The sequence below is a fragment of the Enterococcus sp. AZ196 genome (assembly GCF_050498845.1).
Lineage (GTDB): Bacteria > Bacillota > Bacilli > Lactobacillales > Enterococcaceae > Enterococcus_A > Enterococcus_A murrayae.
Genome location: NZ_JBIPAM010000002.1, coordinates 299,659 through 319,803, shown reverse-complemented (window position 1 = coordinate 319,803; position 20,145 = coordinate 299,659). Strand labels below are relative to the sequence as shown.

17 protein-coding genes are annotated in these 20,145 nt (G+C 39.9%); 14 read left to right on the top strand and 3 right to left on the bottom strand.

All coding sequences use genetic code 11. From position 1 onward, the window contains the following. Positions 1 to 22: 22 nt before the first annotated feature. On the bottom strand, positions 23 to 382 hold the full coding sequence (locus IGI67_RS19275; protein ID WP_429958905.1) for a YxeA family protein: 360 nt from the start codon (positions 380 to 382) through the stop codon (positions 23 to 25). Between the two features lie 467 nt (positions 383 to 849). Between IGI67_RS19275 and IGI67_RS19270 the strand changes: the two genes are divergently transcribed. From IGI67_RS19270 to IGI67_RS19250, 5 genes are all read left to right on the top strand, one after another. Continuing rightward, entirely contained in the window at positions 850 to 1,647 is a 798-nt protein-coding gene (locus IGI67_RS19270) for a MurR/RpiR family transcriptional regulator (RefSeq protein WP_429958904.1), read from the top strand. Positions 1,648 to 1,762: 115 nt separating this feature from the next. Continuing rightward, positions 1,763 to 3,127: a glycoside hydrolase family 1 protein gene (locus IGI67_RS19265; protein ID WP_429958903.1), complete on the top strand. Its 1,365-nt coding sequence runs from the start codon at positions 1,763 to 1,765 to the stop codon at positions 3,125 to 3,127. 13 nt (positions 3,128 to 3,140) lie between these two features. Beyond that, positions 3,141 to 4,466, top strand: coding sequence for a PTS sugar transporter subunit IIC (locus IGI67_RS19260; RefSeq protein WP_429958902.1), 1,326 nt, complete (start codon positions 3,141 to 3,143; stop codon positions 4,464 to 4,466). 1,076 nt (positions 4,467 to 5,542) lie between these two features. Continuing rightward, positions 5,543 to 6,127, top strand: a complete 585-nt coding sequence (locus IGI67_RS19255; RefSeq protein ID WP_429958901.1) for an RNA polymerase sigma factor — start codon at positions 5,543 to 5,545, stop codon at positions 6,125 to 6,127. Further along, a complete protein-coding gene (locus IGI67_RS19250) occupies positions 6,111 to 7,598 on the top strand; it encodes a hypothetical protein (protein WP_429958900.1) in 1,488 nt (495 codons plus the stop codon). Before IGI67_RS19255 ends, IGI67_RS19250 begins: the two co-directional genes overlap by 17 nt. 254 nt (positions 7,599 to 7,852) lie before the next feature. Here the strand turns inward: IGI67_RS19250 and treR are convergent, their stop codons facing one another. Next, a complete protein-coding gene (gene treR / locus IGI67_RS19245; RefSeq protein ID WP_429958899.1) occupies positions 7,853 to 8,575 on the bottom strand; it encodes a trehalose operon repressor in 723 nt (240 codons plus the stop codon). A gap of 328 nt (positions 8,576 to 8,903) precedes the next feature. On the opposite strand from treR, the gene treP reads away from it, so the two are divergent. Then, on the top strand, positions 8,904 to 10,853 hold the full coding sequence (gene treP, locus IGI67_RS19240) for a PTS system trehalose-specific EIIBC component (protein ID WP_429958898.1): 1,950 nt from the start codon (positions 8,904 to 8,906) through the stop codon (positions 10,851 to 10,853). A 15-nt stretch (positions 10,854 to 10,868) separates the two neighbouring features. Beyond that, complete coding sequence (gene treC, locus IGI67_RS19235; RefSeq protein ID WP_429958897.1) at positions 10,869 to 12,491, top strand: alpha,alpha-phosphotrehalase; 1,623 nt, start codon at positions 10,869 to 10,871, stop codon at positions 12,489 to 12,491. 140 nt (positions 12,492 to 12,631) lie between these two features. Here treC and IGI67_RS19230 read toward each other — a convergent pair whose 3' ends face one another. After that, positions 12,632 to 13,411, bottom strand: a complete 780-nt coding sequence (locus IGI67_RS19230; RefSeq protein WP_429958896.1) for a glycyl-radical enzyme activating protein — start codon at positions 13,409 to 13,411, stop codon at positions 12,632 to 12,634. Positions 13,412 to 13,710: 299 nt separating this feature from the next. Between IGI67_RS19230 and IGI67_RS19225 the strand changes: the two genes are divergently transcribed. The 7 genes from IGI67_RS19225 (at position 13,711) to IGI67_RS19195 (ending at position 20,137) form a co-directional block, all read left to right on the top strand. Beyond that, positions 13,711 to 14,469 carry a DeoR/GlpR family DNA-binding transcription regulator gene (locus IGI67_RS19225; protein WP_429958895.1) on the top strand — a complete coding sequence of 253 codons (759 nt, stop codon included), beginning with the start codon at positions 13,711 to 13,713 and terminating at the stop codon, positions 14,467 to 14,469. Between the two features lie 12 nt (positions 14,470 to 14,481). Further along, positions 14,482 to 15,231, top strand: coding sequence for an N-acetylmannosamine-6-phosphate 2-epimerase (locus IGI67_RS19220; protein ID WP_207109486.1), 750 nt, complete (start codon positions 14,482 to 14,484; stop codon positions 15,229 to 15,231). Position 15,232: 1 nt separating this feature from the next. Then, positions 15,233 to 17,518: a pyruvate formate lyase family protein gene (locus IGI67_RS19215; RefSeq protein WP_429958894.1), complete on the top strand. Its 2,286-nt coding sequence runs from the start codon at positions 15,233 to 15,235 to the stop codon at positions 17,516 to 17,518. A 119-nt stretch (positions 17,519 to 17,637) separates the two neighbouring features. Continuing rightward, a complete protein-coding gene (locus IGI67_RS19210) occupies positions 17,638 to 18,090 on the top strand; it encodes a PTS sugar transporter subunit IIB (RefSeq protein WP_207109484.1) in 453 nt (150 codons plus the stop codon). Between the two features lie 21 nt (positions 18,091 to 18,111). Next, positions 18,112 to 18,882 (top strand): PTS mannose/fructose/sorbose/N-acetylgalactosamine transporter subunit IIC, encoded by a 771-nt coding sequence (locus IGI67_RS19205; protein WP_207109483.1) that lies wholly within the window; start codon positions 18,112 to 18,114, stop codon positions 18,880 to 18,882. After that, a complete protein-coding gene (locus IGI67_RS19200; protein WP_207109482.1) occupies positions 18,875 to 19,699 on the top strand; it encodes a PTS system mannose/fructose/sorbose family transporter subunit IID in 825 nt (274 codons plus the stop codon). The genes IGI67_RS19205 and IGI67_RS19200 overlap by 8 nt, the downstream gene beginning before the upstream one ends. A 21-nt stretch (positions 19,700 to 19,720) precedes the next feature. Then, positions 19,721 to 20,137 carry a PTS sugar transporter subunit IIA gene (locus IGI67_RS19195; RefSeq protein ID WP_429958893.1) on the top strand — a complete coding sequence of 139 codons (417 nt, stop codon included), beginning with the start codon at positions 19,721 to 19,723 and terminating at the stop codon, positions 20,135 to 20,137. Positions 20,138 to 20,145 lie beyond the last annotated feature (8 nt).

The following is a 20,145-nucleotide window of genomic DNA, read 5'->3' as shown; positions in this document are numbered from 1 at the left end:
AAGGAGTGAGCAATCAGTGAAGTCAATGAGCCAATGGTTTTAATGCGCTCGAAGGAATGTCAGCGGACTTTACTTCCTCCCAGCCCATTACGCCTTTTTTATTATTTACGTGAGTAACAAGATACGCTTGTTTTTTAAGAGGTCGGTTGCTCATGGAATGAAATTCAATGTTTTTTGAATCTCCGTTTTCGTTATATGCTTTTAGCTTGTACTCGTAGCGAAAATGAGCGTCCCTTCCACCGCCGCTACCTATGTTTGTTCTATTTCCATCAGTAGTGATTTTCGTGTAATAGTCAGTTGTTCCGTAGTTATTTTGGTACCAAAACCAACTGCCGCCAATTAAGAAAAAGATAGGGATAACAAAATTAAGTATTTGCTTCAAATCAATCAATCCTTTCGAATAAAAGGATACAAAATAATTGAGATTGAAAAATCAAACTAAAGTAAGAACTACAGCTAACGATTTTGTAAGAACAAAAAAACGAACCAGCCGAGCTAGTTCGTGTTGGAATCCATTCGTTCATTTCGGTTTTTGAAAAAGGCGCTGACGATCAAGAGACCTACGGATAAACCTTTGGCAAATTCTAAAAAAGAATTATTTTGAAAACTTGCAATTGTAAAAAAGAATAGGGTTAAAATAACTGAGAACTTGAAAAAAGCATGATAATTTTTAATCATCGTTCCTCACATCCTTCTCTCTTTATTATACCAAAAGCAGCAGAGATTTAGAACGGGTAAAAAGTTTAAATTCTTTAGAGGCAGTTTCTTCAAAGTGTTCATTGATGGGAGTACTTTTTCATTATATACTCTGTGTAAGAATGTATCGATTAGAAGGACGGGGTGTGGAAGATGGAGTTAGGCAATTCTGTAAGAAGTATTTTACTTCGCTATATCAATAACAAAAGGAAGCAAGACAATAATTATTTTATCGCGCAAATCATTCTGGACAACTTCAACTCGATTCCACAATTAACGATTTATGACCTTAGTGAACGATGTTTCGTATCGACCGCCGCTATCTCGCGTTTTATTCGTTTGATTGGTTTTTCGACATATACAGATTTTAAAACAGCATGTGAATCCGAAATTGGTATTACCCATGATTATGACAAGAAATACACAACGAATATCAGCGAGGAAACAGGATCGTTCATGGATGAGTTTGCAGAAAATATTCATAGCAACCTGCTTTTTTGTCAGCGAAATCTTTCGGAAGAAAAGCTGATCGAGCTTGTTGAGAAAATCCATGACTCACCAGAAGTAGTTGTTTTTGGTTTGGAGTTTGCTTCATTTATGAGTCAGCATTTTCAAAGCCGAATGGCCATGATGGATAAACGGATTTACACAGGATTTACGGTTGCAGATCAATTGAAGGTGATTGAGAAGATTCAACCTAATACTCTCGCGCTGATTTTTTCAATGGAGGGCGGCTTTTTCTATTTCAATGAGAAGGTTGTCGCGGCATTAAAAAAGAAGAATGCATCTATTATTGTGTTTACCTTCAAAAATTCGCCGATGATCGAGCGAAGTGCTGAAGATGTCATTATTTGCGGGGAGCGAAATGAGAACACCGAAGGACGGCTATCCGTGCTTCATATTATGGAGCTACTAATTTTCTATTACATGAAAACTATTTACTTAACATAAGGTTTCATATTTTGAAACAAAGCCTCTAGTTTTGAAACTAGAGGCTTTGTTTTGTCGTCGAAATAGTAATCGCTTCCATGCTATTCTTTTGTTAGCAGGAAGGAGCATAACAATTATGGAGAAAAAATTATTTCACTGGGGAGCTTCCACCTCAGCATTTCAAGTAGAAGGGGGTTATGGCGAAGGAGGAAAGGGAGTCGCTACGACCGATGTACGTAATATTCCTGTTGGTATAGCCGATTCGAAAGTTGCGTCAGATCAATACCATCATTTAAAAGAGGATATTGCTTTGATGAAGGAGTTAGGGATCACCCTTTATCGATTTTCTTTTAATTGGACAAGAATCATGGGTGAGGGTTATGAAGAAAATCAAGCAGGAATCGAATTTTATAATCAGTTGATCGACCTCTGTTTAGAAAATGGGATCACACCTTTTCCGACACTGTATCATTTTGAAATGCCGCAAAAATTTGTCGAAGATTTTGCCGGATGGCAGTCGAGAACATGTGTTGATATGTTTGTAAAGTATGCAGAAACATGTTTCCGTTATTTTGGTGATCGAGTAAAATATTGGGGTACAATCAACGAACAATTGATTGCTAGCGCGGCATCTGATTTGAATGGGAATCATGAAGCAAATTCAGATCAAAAGATGAAGAAAATGTATCAGATGAGTTATCACATGTCGCTTGCGGAGAAGAAGACGATCGAATTATTTCGTAAGACAGTCGAAAATGGGATGATCGGTCCTGTCTGCTCTATGCAGGTGGTCTATCCAGAAAGTCCTTCGCCAGCCAATATTTTAGCTGCGAGAAATGCACAGGACTTTTTACAAAATTGTTTTTTAGACATGTCTGTATTTGGACGATATCCAACTAGCTATAGCAATTATTTAAAAAACAAAGGCTGGTATCCTGAAACTAAGGAAGAGGATGCTGAGCTATTAAAGAATAATCGACCAGATTTCATCGGGATCAACTATTATTGCAGCACGTGTATACGAGCACTCGATGAAGGCGAAGATACTAGTAAACTGCCGCCATTCTATCGAAATGAATTATTTACACTAGGAGATAATCCATATCTAACCAAAACAGAATGGATGGAGTTTGGGATTGATCCTGAGGGCTTATACATCGGAATGCGAGATATTTATGAGCGGTATGAACTTCCAATGGTTGTGGCTGAAAATGGTCTAGCTTATTCAGATAAATTAGATGGAGAAAAAGTATTCGATCCTTATCGAATTGATTATTTAGAACAGCATATTAATCAATGTGAGCGTTTGATAGAGGAAGGATATCCAGTTTTTGGCTATTGCCCTTGGTCACTACTGGACTTGGTCAGTTCTCATCAAGGATTCAAGAAACGTTACGGGTTGATCTATGTTGATCGAACAGACGAGGATGTGAAAGAATGTCGTCGAATACCGAAGGAAAGTTACTTTTGGTATAAGGAAAGAATTCAGTCGAGTAAATAAAGGAGAGAGGAAAATGAATACTTTTATCGGGTTTATGGAAAAACGATTCATCCCTGTAGCAAATAAAATCTCTGGAAATCGTTACTTAAAAAGTATCAGTACGGGATCAATGGCACTGTTAGGCATTATTATGGTAGGCTCGATCTTTACGGTCGTAGCCAGCTTTAGTTGGGAACCGTATCAAAATTTCTTGACTAGCACAAAACTTGGGCTGCTGCTTAATTACGTTCCTGATTTTACAATTGATTTGCTAGGAATGTACATGGCTTTTAGTATCGCCTATTGCGGTTCGGATATTTTTAAAATAAAGGATCATGCATTAGGAACAGGCTTAATTTCTCTTGTCAGTTTTCTGATGCTTACACCGCTGACAGATGTACCAGAAGAACGTTTAGCGTACTTAAATACGAGTTATTTGGGAGCTAAAGGTGTCTTCGTGGCAATCTTTGTTTCACTATTGACTATTCAAATAATGAGAATTTTTGTCAACAAGAATTTTACTATTCGGATGCCTCAAGGAGTTCCTGAGATGGTGACTAAATCCTTCACCTCTCTTATTCCAGCGGTCGTAATCGTTTTATTGTTTGGAATAATCAAATTACTATTCAGTTTAACCAGTTTTGAAACGGCAACAGACTTCATTTATACCTTGCTTCAGCAGCCGTTGCAATCACTGACAGCGACACTGCCGGCATTTTTAGTCTTAATTTTGATTTCAAATTTATTGTGGTTTTTCGGAATTCATGGGTCTATGACTGTTTTGCCGATTCTAATGCCGATCTTCTTAGGATATCTTGCGGGGAATACAGAGGCTGTATCCGCTGGTGAGGTGATCCCCCACGCTATTAATTTTGGCTTGTATGATTTAGCGTGTTTGGGAGGAAGCGGAGCTACGATTGGATTAGTTACGAATATGTTCATCTTTTCAAAAAGCAAACGCTACAAAGCCTTTTCAAAAATTGTTTTTCCTAGCGGATTGTTTGGAGTTAACGAACCAGTGATTTTTGGGATGCCAGTCATGCTGAATGTGATGCTGCTGATTCCATTTTTGTTAACACCAATTGTTGTTGTCTCTTTGGGCTATCTATTAATATCGTTAGGAATCATCACCGCACCTATCGGTATTTTAGGAGCTGGCTCATTGCCGCCGTTAGTTCATGGAATCGTTCAAGGAAGTTTATCTTTTGGTCTTTATGAGATTATTGCAACATTAATTTCTATGGCGATCTACTTCCCATTCTTCAAAGCCTTAGATAACCAAGCGGTTCAGGAAGAAGTTGCTGCGAATGAATTAACGCAAAAAGAAAAACAAGAAGAAGTAACAGTTCACGAGATTTAGTAGGTAAATCTGATATCGTTTAATGAGTCCATGATTTACAAATGAACTGGCTTGAGGGCAATCTGATGACTTTGGTCTATTAATTTAAAGGATAAAAATTTCACTGTTTCTAATATGGCTCAAGAAAGCTATCCAATTTCTTGAGCCTTTTTTTTGCAAAAATCTTGATCGAAACACACTTTGGTTCATATAATTTTTAACATATTCTGTTGATTTATTTTAAAGTGGAAGGAATAGTGATTTTAGTAGTTCAGCATGATTTCCGAAATAAATACAGCTACTACATCTTTTTCGCCTGATTCACTGACTCTTTGATTCCTGTAAAAAAAGCAATCAAGAAGAGAAAAGTCAAAATTAAGCAAGGTATAAGGGAGATCATATTATTTTGGTAAGTAATCCATAAGTAAATCAAGCTAGGTAGTGCGTAAAAGTAATTGCTAAGCCGTTTTTTCGAACAGATAAATCTGTCGTAGAATAGAAAACATAGCGGAGCAACAACACATATAATGAATGGAAAGAGCCATAAATTTCTATCTTTAAAAAATAGTAAGCATATGATCAAAACCAAAGTTATCAGTGAAATACCTATAGTTTTATCTCTATTCATAAACCACGCCCCCGTTTCAATTTGCATCTTCTATTCTATTTTACAATTATTCGATATCTGGTTAAAGAGCTATATCAAATTTGTGAAGCAGCTTGAATCAATCGAAACGAACCTAACTGCAAAATTTTGTACATTAAGAAAAATACTGACGTTCACGAGTCGTTTTATTTACTTGGAGAAGCCGCACCCAAAACTCAGAATAAGAGTTTTGGGTGTTTTTTGATTTTAGTGAAGAGCAGGGGAACTCCAAAACCAAATGATACCTAATTATTATCCTACAATTTCGCTAAAAAGGAACCGAATGCTCTACCCAAAATTTTTAAAGGATATCCTTTCGTTTAGCCACTATGTCATACTGATTTGGAGAGCAGTTTGCATTGTAAAAAATTATTTTACGAAATTTCTAGTGTATCTTCGATTTTGCTATGTATATATAGGTGAGAGAAAAAGAATGAAGAGGAGGGATCTTTTGGAAGACTTGGAATTGCTGCAAAGAATTGAGCAGCATGACGAAGAAGCTTTGGAAATATTGATGGACAGATATTCAAAGCTGCTTTGGGTGGTTTCCTTATCGATTCTAGGGAAGAACCATGATCCACAGGACATTGAAGAGATTGTTAGCGACGCTTTTTTGCGGATATGGAAGGCACCGACGAAGTATCAGCCAAAACGCGGTTCATTTAAGAATTATCTAATATTGATCACAAGGAGCCTCAGTATTAACAAGCTTCGGCGAAGTCAGAAGGATTACCAGCTTAATGATACTTTCACTCTTGAAAATATACCGATGGCAGAAGAGAATCGCGAGCTTATCCATGAGATGTTTGACGTGATCAACAGCTTAAATGACCCAATGCGGGAGATTTGCCTGCAGCGCTATATTTTTGAAAATACGCCGGCGATGATTAGCAGTGATCTAAACATTCCGCAAAAGACAGTGAATAATTATCTGTATCGTGGAAAGAGAATGCTGCAGCAGGCTTTTGCTGAACAGGATACAGAATTTTTGTTTTTATTAAATAAAGGAGCGGATAGAAATGGCAAAAAAATATGATGAACATCCATTAGGCAAGCTTTCCGATGAAGAGCTAGATCAAATTTTAGAACTCTACGGCAGCAGCTATTCCGCTGAAAACAAAGAGAATGTGATCCGCAAGACACAAGCGAAAAAGAAGGAACCCGTTATTTTGGCCGCCTTCTCTAAGCGCAAGCTGCTGCTGATCGCAGTGCTTCTACTGATCTTTTTCCCTGTGGGTTCCTACCTCGCAGTAAAGTTTCGAGCGCTTACTGTTGAAAAGCAAGATTATCAGCTCACAACAAAAATCGACAAGGCAACCTCTCAGCAGCCGGATACGGGTCATTATCGTTTAGTGGCCGATTATGTGCCAAAGTATTTTACTAGCTATGATAGTTTGCAAGAATTGTCCTTTTATGAAGACCTGCCTGCTGAAACAGAAGAAGATCTCGAAGCTTTTACCAAGGCTCGAGGGATAACCTTCACCCTTTATGAATTGAATCAAAAGGATACCGTAATTGATGGCTATGTAAAAGATTTCAAGGAGATTCCGCTAAAAGAATCGTCCGCCTATATGATCGAAAAACTGGATGACTTTGGTGAAGCTCAAGAAACAGTCTTTAGGAAATTTTTCGAAAAGCAAAATAAGTTTGTGGAAATGACCTGCTTCGGCGATATTCCAGAAAAAGATACTAAAAAGATTCTTGAGCATCTGTTCCTAAAAAATGTAACTACTGAGGAAGAGGCATCACTCGCCATTGAATACATGACCCCAGATGATAAGCAAGAGAGGATTGCAGGAATTTCAGAGGGGATCGAACCTTTGATGTTGGATATCAATAACAAAAGCGAGCTAGTCCAGCTTAACGAGCCTATCAATACGATTGATATCTATGATGCGCCTGTCGAGGAAATAACGGTATTAAAAGCAACACTCAGCGATACGATTGCGCCAAAAACACTGTCGATCTTAAATAAACGATTGAAGATGGGAATATATGCTCGAGTCTTTGGAGAAAAATGGGATAAAAAGGGCAAGCTCTTGCCAATCATAGCGACAGAATATACTCTTGGGGATGGAAGGACTACTTTGAGCAAGAAAATCCGAAATGTTGAGATTAATCCCAAATATCTAGAAGTTGAATTGGCGGTTAAAAATATTACGGAAGAGACAATTAACTACTCACCTTCCATCCAAGTAGAGTGTTTAGTTAAGCAAGGAGATTATTTTACAAATCTTCCTACAGAAACTGAACTAATTCATCATGTACCATCAGACCCATTTGAAAATTATCGTAAGTTAAATACACCCGCTCATTCATTGCCAACAGGAGTTGGGAAGATCGTTGGTGATACATTCGAAGAAGAAGAGAGTTCTCAATCAATCGCTCCTGGGGAAACGGCTACGTTCACTACGAGTTATCTTGTAGCGTATGAAGATTATAGCAGCTTATTTTTCAACTTAAATGCGGTTAGTCCAGGGAATCGGTATGTTCAGTTGACTCAGTAATTGGATATTTTCAAGTAGTCTACAGTTTCTTGGTGGTTACGGTTCGTATAGACAGCTATTAGAATGACTTCAAACGTACATTGCACGCAGCCATCCAATGGTTCAAATACGATCAATTCATAGGGATCGGAGCATAAAGCCGGTCCCTATTTTATCTTTTTTAGACATAAAAACTCACTCTATAAGCTTCAAACAACTTAAAGAGTGAGGAAATAACTAAGGATAAAAAAACAGATGTATTAGTTTTAAAAATTCTATATAGTTGAGTGATGGCGTCTCGCAAAGTCAAAAAAGCGGAATTTATCTACTTGATGCCGGCTTTCTGTAAATTGAAATTGGCAGGCGCTTTTAGTAAAGATACGGCTTTTCACAGAAACGATATTGATATCATGTTGATTGAGATCTAAAAGCTCGTGATCTTCATCAGTCAGCGCGTCAATAGTGATTTCTTTTTCAGCAAAGGCGATATTTAATCCTAATTGGCTTTCAAAATAGTTGTAGAGAGAATCTTTGGCGATCTCTGTATCAAGTTCAGTGACGATTGAAGTCAGGATCAAATCCTTGTCTAAAATAACTTTTTTTTGGTCGATAGCACGGACACGCAGCAGTTCCCAACAAACATTGTCTTTTTCAAAGCCTGTTTCAAGAGACAGGCTATCATCAATGGTAATTTTTTTCAGACTGATGACCTCAGTATGGCTATTATAGCCGTAGGAATTGTGTAATTCCTTGTAGCTTGTTAGACCAGAAAGCGGAAACCGTAATTGCTCTCGTTTCAGTACTAAAGAGCCTTTTCCCTGAATTTTTTGAATATAGCCGTTGGCCATCAAAAGTGACAAAGCTTTTCGAATCGTATCACGAGAAGCATGATAAATTTCCTGCAATTTGTTTTCACTGGGCAGGAAGGTTCCCGCTTCATACACGCCTTTTAAAATTCCCCGCTCGATCGATTGGTAGATCATCTCATAAACTCTCATCACATTTTTCCTCGCTGAATATTCATTTAAGTACATTCATTATAAAGGAACAAGGTTGGAAGTAAAGTGTCCTTTGGCGGAATCATTAAAAACTAAAATGAGAGAAATCTTATTTTCATCTAAGCCTGTATGTGTAGGCACAGACCTGTGTTGACGATTCATACTAGTTTTTTCTATTTCACCACCAAGAACGATCGATAAATTAAAGTGCTCTAATTTTATGAATCAACGAAAAAAAGTAAGCGGTTTACATTGTGTGACGTTGAACTTATAGTTATGCCAACAGATGAACTTATTTATACAAGAAAAAATACTGGGAGGAAAAGCAATGGGGAAGTACGATAAAGACACAAGGGAGTTATTAGAGGCTGTTGGTGGTAAGGCAAATATTTCTGCCGTCACACACTGCTTAACACGTATGCGCTTTGTTTTGAATGAGTCTGAAAAGGTAGATGAAAAACGAATCGAAAATATTCCCAGTGTCAAAGGAATGTTTACGAACGCAGGGCAGTTTCAGGTAATTATCGGAAATGACGTAGCAGTTTTTTACAATGATTTTGTGGCTGCTTCAGGAATCAAGGGTGTTTCCAAGGATGCGGCAAAGGCTGCTGCTAAGCAAAATCAGAATCCACTTCAACGGGCGATCACTATGCTGGCAGAAATTTTTACTCCGATATTACCAGCAATTATTGTTGGGGGGCTGATTTTAGGGTTTCGCAATATTTTGGAAGCTGTGCCAATGGGCTGGCTCAATGGACAAACAATTGTTGAAGCTTCAACCTTTTGGAATGGTGTAAATGGCTTTTTATGGCTGCCAGGAGAAGCGATCTTTCACTTTTTACCTGTAGGTATTACTTGGAGTATTGCTCGTAAGATGGGAGCAACTGAAATTTTAGGGATTGTATTAGGGATCACGCTAGTTTCGCCGCAGCTACTGAATGCCTATGCGGTAAATAGTACGGCTGCTGCAGAGATTGCGAAGAACTGGACTTGGGACTTTGGCTTTTTCACCGTTGATAAGATCGGTTATCAAGCGCAGGTGATTCCAGCGATGTTAGCAGGCTTTCTGTTTGTGTATTTGGAGCGTTTCTTCCGCAAGCATATTCCTGAAGCGGTATCGATGATCTTTGTGCCATTTTTCTCTTTGCTTCCAACTATTTTGGCTGCACATATTGTGTTAGGACCAGTTGGTTGGAAAATAGGCACCATTATTTCTTCAGTGGTAAATGCAGGCTTGACCTCTAGCTTTAGCTGGCTGTTTGGCGGTGTTTTAGGAGCGTTGACCTCGCCGTTAGTGATTACTGGTTTGCACCATACAACCTTAGCAATTGATTCACAATTGATCGCTGACTTTGGTTCAACGAACTTATGGCCAATCCTTTGTTTATCAAATATCGCGCAAGGAGCGTCCGTTTTGGCTATCGTATTTGCTCATCGTGGGAATAAGAAGGAAGAGCAGGTTTCGATTCCTTCGACTATTTCAGCATGGCTGGGTGTTACTGAACCTGCGATGTTTGGAATAAACTTAAAATACACCTATCCGTTTATTGCCGCTATGATCGGCAGCGGGATCGCTGGACTTTTTGTCACACTATTTAAAGTTCGAGCTTTATCAATAGGTGTCGGTGGTCTGCCAGGGATTTTATCGATTCGCCCTCAGGACTATTTGATCTTTTTAATTGGGATGGTTATTGCAATAGTGGTTCCATTTTTCTTAACGTTAATGTTTAGACGAGCAGGTGTCTTTAATAAAATTGATCGCATTGAAGAAGAAATTGTTCCAACATTGGGCGGGGATCAGTCAGAAAAGACTGACACAATCGTAGAATTATTTTCACCAATCCCAGGTGTTATACACCCATTGAGCAGTTCAAAAGATCCTGTTTTTTCTGAAGGAATGATGGGACAAGGGGTGGTAATCGAGCCTAGTGAAGGAAAAGTAGTGGCTCCATTTGATGGTCAGGTTAGTCTGCTGTTTCCAACGAAGCATGCGCTAGGTCTGGTCAGTCTGGGAGGAATCGAGGTCCTAATTCATATTGGCATCGATACAGTTCAATTAGATGGCAACCATTTTACGAGCCATGTAAAGCAAGGCGACAGTGTGAAAAAAGGTCAGATTTTAATGGAGTTTGATATGGAAGCTATTAAAGCCGCGGGCTATGAAGTTCAAACGCCGGTCATCGTGACAAACTCGACACAGTTTCACGTAGATTCATTGATTGAAGCGGCTTCGAAAGTAACAAATGAAGAAAAAATTTTATTAGCAACAGAATTGTAAAGTTGGAGGAGCAAAATGAGCGTTAAAGAGAAAGTAATCTATCAGATCTATCCAAAATCCTTTTTGGATACGAACCAAGATGGCATAGGAGACCTGCAGGGAATCAAAAGAAAAATTCCATATCTAAAGCAATTAGGGGTGGATATGATTTGGTTAAATCCCATCTATCCAAGCCCGCAAAAAGATAATGGCTATGATGTCGCTGACTATCTGGCGATTCATCCGATGTTCGGAACAATGAAGGATTTCGAAGAGCTGACGACAACAGCGAAAGCCAACGGAATCGAAATCATGCTGGATATGGTCTTCAATCATGTTTCTACCGAGCATGAATGGTTCAAAAGGGCTTTGGCTGGAGAAAAGAAATTCCAGGATTACTTTATTTTGCGGGATGAGCCGACGGATTGGGTATCCAAATTTGGTGGGAATGCTTGGGCTCCTTTTGGCGAGACTGGCAGATACTATTTACATCTCTTTGAGCAATCGCAGGCGGATTTGAATTGGCGCAATCCTGCGGTACGTGAAGAACTATTCGAGGTTTTACGTTTTTGGATGAGCAAAGGAGTCAAAGGCTTTCGTTTCGATGTGATCAATTTGATTGGCAAGGATGAAGTCCTTCAAGATTGTGCGGAAAATGATGGAAAGCCGGCCTATACAGATCAGCCAATCGTTCATGAATATATCAAGATGATGAATCAAGCATCATTTGGAGAGGATGAAGAGATCGTTACGGTTGGTGAAATGAGTTCGACGACACCAGAAAATTGCATTCTGTATACGAATCCCGAGCGAGAAGAGCTGACCATGACCTTTAACTTTCATCATCTGAAGGTGGATTATATGGATGGAAAAAAATGGACAAAAATGCCCTTTGATTTTGCCAAGCTAAAAGAAAACTTCCACAGCTTTGGGACAAAAATGAGTCAAGAAAATGGCTGGAACGCGCTTTTTTGGAATAATCATGACCAGCCTCGTGCATTGAATCGTTTTGTCGATGCCGAAAATTATCGAGTGGCTGGTGCTAAAATGTTGGCAAGTGCGATTCACCTGAATCGTGGGACGCCGTACATCTATATGGGAGAAGAAATCGGAATGCTTGATCCGGCCTTTGAATCGATTGATCAATATGTTGATGTGGAGACATTGAATGCTTATGAAGAATTGCTTGAAGCAGGAATGTCTGAAGAGGAGGCATTCGAGATCATTAAAACAAAGGCTCGTGATAATTCCCGTATACCGATGCAGTGGGATCATTCAGAATTCAGCGGTTTTTCAAACGTTGCCCCTTGGATGTCAGTAGGGAAATCAGCAAAAGAGTTGAATGTGGCAAGAGAACTAAAAGAGGGAACGATTTTTAATTATTACCAACGCTTAATACAATTAAGAAAAGAGTATCCTGTAATCGCAGAGGGCAGCTATGAAGCCTTTCTGCCAGAGCATCCACAGGTCTATGGCTACATTCGACGTTGGGGAAACCATTCGCTGCTTGTTCTTAATAATTTTTTCTCACAAAAAGCAACCCTTGATTTGCCGGAGGAATTTTTGTCAGGAGAAGTGCTGATCAACAATTACGAAACGGAAAAACTGGCTAAAAGAATCGAGCTTCAGCCGTATCAATCGCTCGCGATCTATATTTAAAAGAGGCTTTATAGAAAATGCTGTGGACAGTATCCTTAACGGATGGTGTCCACAGTTTTTTTTTTGAAAAAAAAGACCATGGGACTCATTGTGATTCAAAATGAGTTCCATGGAAATGAATAGATTGTTTATTAAAAATTCTAAGCTATCGAGCATTCAATATCGAACGTTTCTAAGACTCTGGCAAACGGAATAAGGTCTGAACTCCGTAGCTGAGGAACACCATCGTATTCGTATTCTCGATTTAAGTATTTATACTTGCTTTTGCCAAATTGATGAAAGGGTAAGAGTTCAACATTTTGAACCTTATGAAGTCGTAATAATTTCCCAAAAGCTTCTGCATCTTCAAGGGAATCATTATAGGCAGGGATAATCGGGATTCTCAAAAGCATATTCTTTTGCTCGCTAATGGCCTGGTCCAAATTTTTTAGGATAGGCTTTAGTGAAACGTTTGTTTTGGCTTTATGAGGCTCCTCGGAATAATGCTTTATATCCATGATCAATAAATCAACACAATCAATTAATTCCTTAAAGTCTGTGTTTGATGAGTAAGCGGCAGTCTCGCAGGCAGTATGGATTCCTTCTTCTTGGCATTTTTTCAGGAGTTCAAGAACGAACGCCTTTTGAGCTAGGACTTCGCCGCCAGTCACAGTAACCCCGCCATCAGATTCCTCATAATAGTCCAAATCTTTACGTATGACTGCCATAACTTCTTCGACCGTATAGTATGTACCAGTAATGATTTCTCTCTTCTTTTGATTATCCCAAATGGGTTCAGGCAATCTGTTTTGCGACTCAGGATTTGAACACCAAGTGCAGCGTAGTGGACATCCTTTAAAAAAGATCGTTGTTCGAATACCAGGACCGTCGTGAATACTAAATCGTTGAATATTAAAAATACAGCCTTGTAGCTCCGGCATTATTTCTACCTCCTCATTTAAACCTATCCTTAGTATACGTGAATCAAATCCAAAAATAAAGGCATTTTGAATCGAAATGACTCAAAATGAATCAAAAAGATTAAAAAAGACTTGATATGGAATTTGTGAGGTGTTACACTACAGTTGTGGTAAATAAACAGTTGTTCCAATAGAACTTCTTTCGGATAGCTCGGGATGAAGTATTATGATTTGAAATGAATCAAAATAACTCTTTGAGCTTTCAAACTCTCATGCTGATTTGTATAATGGAAAGAAAAGACAAAAAAGGAGAGTTTTTTATGTTAGCAAAGGAACGTCAAATCTATATCTTATCACGCTTGAAATCTCAGCCGATGATCAGCATCAGTGATTTATGCAAGGAAATGAATGTTTCAAAATCAACGGTGCAGCGGGATCTGAAGCTTCTAGAAGAGCAAGGAAAGGTCGATCGTGAACGTGGCGGAGTCGTTCAAGTTGGTTTAGAAGAAACGATCAGTGATTTGACGGAAGGACCTGTACTTGAAAAAGTGAACGTTCATCAAGAAGAAAAGAAGCAGATCGCTGAACTAGCGGCGAATGAGGTTAAGGACGGAGATCTTATCTTTTTAGATTCCGGGACAACACCCATGCAAATGATTCCTTTTCTGCGCAATAAGAAGATAAAGATCGTAACCAACAGCTACTTTGTGTTGAACCGTTTGAATCAGCTAGATGCAGAAGTCTATATGCTGGGTGGACGATACAGTAAAAAACATGAGATTTGCTATGGGCCATCGACGATTGAACAGATGCAGGAGTTTCGATTTGATCGATCCTTTATTGGAGCCAATGGAGCCGATATTGATTTTGGTGAAGTGTATACGAGCGAAATGGAAATTGGCAGTATCAAGAAGGCAGTCATCAAAAGAAGCAAGCACGCGTATTTACTAGTTGACGATTCCAAGTTTCATTTAACGGCTTTAAGCACCTTCGGAAGTTTTGATGACTTTGAAAAAGTGATTACCAACAAAATGCCTGAAGGTGGAAAAAAATATAAAAATATTATCTCGATAGAGTAAGGAGAATGTGTAATGAAAACAAATGATCCAAAAAAGCGTGAATTGCTTGAATCGTTAAAAAATGGGCTGATTGTCTCTTGTCAGACTCAGAAAGATGAACCCATTTACACGGATGACATGTCGATTAAAATGGCTGAATGCGCAAAATGGGGCGGGGCAGTTGCGATACGTGCCAACATGCCTGAGCAAATCAAAATGATTAAGGATAATGTGGATCTTCCAGTAATCGGTCTTTGGAAAATCTGGCATGAGGATACGGATGTTTTCATTACACCAACTTTAGAAGCTTGCAAGGCGATTTGGGATGCTGGAGCGGAGATCATCGCGTTAGATTGTACAACTCAGACCACACATGAGGGAACCATCGCAAGAGACCTGCTGCCGATCGTGAAAAAGGAAATTCCCGAAGCAATCATTTTCGCGGACGTTTCTAACTATGATGAAGCTCGTTGGGCAATTGATAACGGTGCGGATATCGTAGCGCCAACTTTATATGGCTACACAGAAGAGACGAAGCATATTGAAGGCCCCGATTTCCGTGAATTTGCCAAAATGTGCCGAGACTTTAAGGATGAGGCGTTTGTCATGATGGAAGGGCACATTTATACTCCGGAGGATGCAATGAAAGTATTATATTTAGGCGCCCATTCAGTTGTCGTAGGCAGTGCCATCACACGTCCTCACTATATTACCAAACGGTTTACTGATCTATTAAGCGGTTACCAAAATAATTGGCGAGAAGCGGAAAGGAGTAAACATTAAAATGAAAAAGGCAAACATTGCTGGAGTTCAAAACGTTGAAGTCAGTATCAAATTGCCAAGCGAAAAAACACCCGCCGAGCAGCTGGAAATCATGGAGGCCTATACGAAGGCTCATAAAGATTCTGAGGGACTCTCCAAAGAAGTTCGGGAAATCAACTGCTTAAAGGTAATTTACCCGACCCTTTTTCGAAGCATTGAAGCCACGGATTTAGTGGCTGGTCGTCTTGATTTCTTACCGATTGGGTTTGGTTGTGTGACATCTTTGGGTGGTGTTGGTCACTATTGTGTTTTTGATAAATTGGCTAAATTCAAAAATGAACTTGCGTCTGAAGAAGAGAAAGCCAGAGTGGACGCCATGTATGACTATTGGGAGAACCACGATGTAAAGGCTTTGTACTGCGCAGACGCGCTTCAGGAAAACATCATTAGTCGATTTATTGATGGAACAGCGCCATTGATGGCAACAGCGCGTTTGAGCGGAATGATGCTGGATTATCCTAAGCTTCTTGATAACGGTATCGAAGGCTTAAAGGAGCTTGTTCTCGAAAAGCAAAAAGAGCTGGGCTCTACTGAGTTTCTCCAAGCCTCAATCGATGCCCTCAACATCTACCAAACGGTGTGTGATCATTTAAGAGAGTTAGTCAATGAGGCTAAAACTGAGGCAACGACAGAAAAAAGAATCAAGCAATTAGAAATGATGGAAAACGACTTAAAGGTAATTACGTATCAAAAACCGCAAACCTTCCATCAAGCGCTTCAAATGGTATGGCTATACGCCTTATTAGCTGGTTGTATAAATTATGGCCGATTAGATGATTATTTAGGGCCTTATTTAAAGCATGATTTGGAAAATGGGGTAATCACTGAGGAGGATGCCTATGAGTATTTGAAATCCTTATGGACATTGATTGAGAATCGTCGTACCACAGTGAATGGTCGGATTATTGTTGGTGGCTACGGTCGTAAAAATCCCGAAGCAGCAGACATTTTTGCCAAAATCGCCATCAAAGTCACGAAAGATTGCAAGTATGTTGAACCGCAATTTACTCTACGATTTAATAAAGATACGCCAGAGGAAATCATGGATCTGGCCTATGACTGTATCGGTGCAGGGGCAACCTACCCAACGCTTTATAACGATGAGGTGAACGTGCCGGCAGTGATGCATGGAATGCGTGTAGATCGTAAAACCGCGGAGCAATATGTACCGTTTGGCTGCGGAGAATTCGTGATTCAAGGTCAAAGTGTCGGAACACCAAATACGTTATTGAATCTTTTGAAGCTATTGACTATCACGCTAAACGAAGGTGTCGATCCGATGGACGGCATCAAAAAATCAGGACCTGTACACATTAAAAAGATTGAAAATTTTGAATCTTTTGACGATTTATATGCCAACTACAAAGACCTGTTGGATTATTACTTCGATCTATCCGCTGACGCGCAATACTATAGCTATGAATTGATGAACCGAGAAGTTTCCTTCATGTTTGCGAGTATTTTGATGGATGACTGTCTTTCAAGAGGCAAGGCGATCTTAGATGGTGGGATTCGTTATCTCGGCGGAACCAATGAAACATATGGAAACATCAATAGCAGCGATGCTTTATATGCAATCAAGAAACTTGTTTATGATGAGAAGAAATATTCGCTTAAAGAGTTGGTCGAAGCGGCTAAGCATAATTTTTCCGGCTATGAAACAATTCGTGAAGAGCTTTGGGAACAGGGCAAGTATGGAAATGATATCGCTGAGGTTGACGAGTTAGCGAATGATTTTTATGAGTTTGTCGCAAAAGGTATCCGTGAAAGAGGAATTGCAAAGGGGATGCAGTACTACCTGATTGTCATCTCTAATAACCAGACAAATACGGAATGGGGACGCGAGACTTCTGCATCTTTGGATGGCAGATACGCCGGACAGTTCATGAATCCTGCAAATAATCCTCAAGGCGGAGCGGCACAAAGTGGACCAACAGCCGTACTAAATTCATTGGCCACCTTTGATGCGAAGTATCATGGCGGGTCAGTCCAGAATATTAAGTTTACACCTAATATGTTCAACAAGAATCGAACGAAGATCAACTATCTATTCAATACCTATTTTAAAAAAGGCGGCTGCCACTTGATGGTGACCATCGTTGACCACGGAATTTTGGAAGATGCCCAAAAGCATCCAGAAAAATATCCGAATCTAATTGTTCGAGTCAGTGGCTTCAGTGCCATCTTTGTTAATTTAGATAAAGACGTGCAAGATGAGCTGCTAAGCAGAATCCTTTATGATGAATGAGAACTAACAGGATAAGAGATAGCGCTGCTATCTCTTATCTATCACCAGAACATGTGAATGAATACCCAAGCTAAAAAATTGACAAAAAAATAAAGCCGTTGGCAAAAAGGAGAATGGATATGTTTTTTAGAATCGATGACAGATTAGTACATGGACAAGTAGTGACTGCTTGGATCAAACAATTAGGGGCAAAAAGAATCGTGGTTATTGATGACCTCGCAGCTAGCAATCCGATTATTTCGAAAGCGCTGACAATGGCGACGCCAAAGCATGTGGAGCTGGTAATCAAAAAAGTGGATGAAGCAGTGCAATGTGTAAATGATTACTCGGAAAATGACACGCTGTTCATTACGAAGGCACCAGTAAGTGCCAAGCAAGTAATTGAAGCCAACAATCAGTATGATTGGAAGCTGAATGTCGGAAATATCGGAATGGCACCAGGGCGAAAAAAATATGCACAAACAGTTCACCTAGACGAGGAAAATTATCAAGCAATCGATACATTAAAGTGTAAAGACTGCGTAGAAGTATTTATGCAAACAGTGCCGGGGCAGCCTGTTTCAACGTTTTAATAGATTGGGAGGAGTAAACAAATGAACTTATTACAAGCGGTATTAATTTCACTTTTCACTTATTTAGCTTGGATTGCGACACCATGGCTTGGTGGGCAAGGAATTGCGTATCATGTCTTTGGCAAACCCTTAGTTGCAGGGCTGATCGTTGGGATCATTATGGGGGATGTAAAAAATGGTGTGATCATTGGGGCTACGATCAATGCATTATATATCGGCGCTGTTACTCCAGGCGGGGCGATGGCATCAGATATAGGGATCGCCGGATATGTCGGAACGGCATTAGCACTTTCGACAGGGGTTTCAGCTGAAATAGCTGTATCTATTGCAGTTCCTTTAGGGCTGATCGGTACATTTGTTTGGCAATTATTTGCGACGATTAATTCCTTTTTGGTTCATAAAACAGATGAGTATGCCGCTGAGGGAAATCTTAGAAAGCTGACCTTCATGACAATCGGCTTACCCCAGATCATCGCCTTTGTTTTCCGTTTTGTTCCAGCCTTTTTAGTTCTCTATTTTGGCGCTTCAGCTGCGCAGGATATCGTTAAAATCATTCCAGAATGGTTAACAGCAATCATCACCGTTATTGGAGGGATGCTGCCTGCTTTAGGGATGGCGGTACTGTTGAAAATGCTGCTTACTAAACCAAGCCTGATGGGCTATTTTATCCTTGGATTTATTGTTGTGACAGCATTGGAACTGCCGATTTTTACTGTTGCTCTAATAGGGATCGCATTAGCGATGATCAGTTACTTAAATCAAGAAAATGCGGGAGGACATGAACATGCCTAATACAGCTCAAGAAGTGACGAAGAAGGATATCTATAAGGTCGGCTTTCGTTGGATTATGTCCAATACGTCAGCTTGGAACTGGGAACGAATGCAGAATGTGGCCTTTGCCTGGAGTATCGTTCCAGTTTTGAAGAAGGTGACGAATGGCGATAAAGACGAGATGGGGCAAGCATTAACAAGACACATGGCCTTTTTCAATACTGAACCAACCATTGGCCTGCCGCTGATTGGAGCAGTTTGTGCGATGGAGGTTTCAAAAGCACAGGGTGAAGATATTCCTGATGATGTTTTTAATGCCATCAAATCTGGCTTGATGGGACCTATGGCCGCATTAGGAGACTCATTATTTGCAAGTACCGGAAATGCGCTGCTGCTAAGCTTTGGTATGGGATTGGCTCTTGATGGGAATATTTTAGGCCCGATCATCTTCTTGGTTGGCTGGACTGCAATTACCTTAGGCTTCGGACTTTGGGGTGTTCAGTTTGGATTTAGAGAAGGAATGAAAATCATGGACTCTGAGATTTTCTCTCCAGCTATGATCGAAAAGGTTACTGGCTTCTTGTCCATCCTCGGTCTAACAGTCGTCGGCGGATTATCTGCTCAGTTCGTTTCATTAAGTACCCCGATCAAGTGGGGAAGCGGTGGAGCCGTCACTAAATTACAGGACATTGTAGATGGTTTAATGCCAGGCCTGCTGCCATTCATATTGGTGATGGTCATATGGTATCTGCACGACAAAAAGAATGTATCAGTGATCAAGCTATTGCTTATTTTGATTGTGTTAGGTGCTGCTGGCTCACTGCTGCATATCTTTTAGACTGAAAAAAGGGAGATTTTTATGGAAACCAATATGAGCAATGTTCTAGTTATGACCCACGGTGAATTCGCGACAGGAATCAAAAAATCTGCCGAGATGATCATTGGTGAACAAGAGAATTTTGAAACCTTAGTCTTTACCCCTGAAATGTCTTTAGATGCCTTGGTCAGTGCACTCAAACAGAAGCTGAGAAAATTTGACAATGATTATCCAACATTGGTATTTGTTGATTTATTCGGCGGCTCTCCTTCAAATGCAGTCGCGCTACTGCTTGCGGAAGGGTATGATGTCCAAGCCATCTCAGGCGTAAATCTGCCGATGCTGCTAGAGGTTCTAACCGGCAGGGCCATTTTCCCGCTTGAAAACTTAGTCTCACAGGGAGTTATAGCGGGAAGTGAAGGCGTTATCAATATTGTCAAGAAGTTTACGGAAGAGTAAGGCCCATG

Excerpts from the sequence above, each read along its gene's own strand:
- IGI67_RS19270 (WP_429958904.1), top strand. The coding sequence starts at position 850 with ATGGAGTTAGGCAATTCTGTAAGAAGTATTTTACTTCGCTATATCAAT.
- IGI67_RS19265 (WP_429958903.1), top strand. The coding sequence starts at position 1,763 with ATGGAGAAAAAATTATTTCACTGGGGAGCTTCCACCTCAGCATTTCAA.
- IGI67_RS19260 (WP_429958902.1), top strand. The coding sequence starts at position 3,141 with ATGAATACTTTTATCGGGTTTATGGAAAAACGATTCATCCCTGTAGCA.
- IGI67_RS19250 (WP_429958900.1), top strand. The coding sequence starts at position 6,111 with ATGGCAAAAAAATATGATGAACATCCATTAGGCAAGCTTTCCGATGAA.
- treR (WP_429958899.1), bottom strand. The coding sequence starts at position 8,575 with ATGAGAGTTTATGAGATGATCTACCAATCGATCGAGCGGGGAATTTTA.
- treP (WP_429958898.1), top strand. The coding sequence starts at position 8,904 with ATGGGGAAGTACGATAAAGACACAAGGGAGTTATTAGAGGCTGTTGGT.
- treC (WP_429958897.1), top strand. The coding sequence starts at position 10,869 with ATGAGCGTTAAAGAGAAAGTAATCTATCAGATCTATCCAAAATCCTTT.
- IGI67_RS19230 (WP_429958896.1), bottom strand. The coding sequence starts at position 13,411 with ATGCCGGAGCTACAAGGCTGTATTTTTAATATTCAACGATTTAGTATT.
- IGI67_RS19225 (WP_429958895.1), top strand. The coding sequence starts at position 13,711 with ATGTTAGCAAAGGAACGTCAAATCTATATCTTATCACGCTTGAAATCT.
- IGI67_RS19220 (WP_207109486.1), top strand. The coding sequence starts at position 14,482 with ATGAAAACAAATGATCCAAAAAAGCGTGAATTGCTTGAATCGTTAAAA.
- IGI67_RS19215 (WP_429958894.1), top strand. The coding sequence starts at position 15,233 with ATGAAAAAGGCAAACATTGCTGGAGTTCAAAACGTTGAAGTCAGTATC.
- IGI67_RS19210 (WP_207109484.1), top strand. The coding sequence starts at position 17,638 with ATGTTTTTTAGAATCGATGACAGATTAGTACATGGACAAGTAGTGACT.
- IGI67_RS19205 (WP_207109483.1), top strand. The coding sequence starts at position 18,112 with ATGAACTTATTACAAGCGGTATTAATTTCACTTTTCACTTATTTAGCT.
- IGI67_RS19200 (WP_207109482.1), top strand. The coding sequence starts at position 18,875 with ATGCCTAATACAGCTCAAGAAGTGACGAAGAAGGATATCTATAAGGTC.
- IGI67_RS19195 (WP_429958893.1), top strand. The coding sequence starts at position 19,721 with ATGGAAACCAATATGAGCAATGTTCTAGTTATGACCCACGGTGAATTC.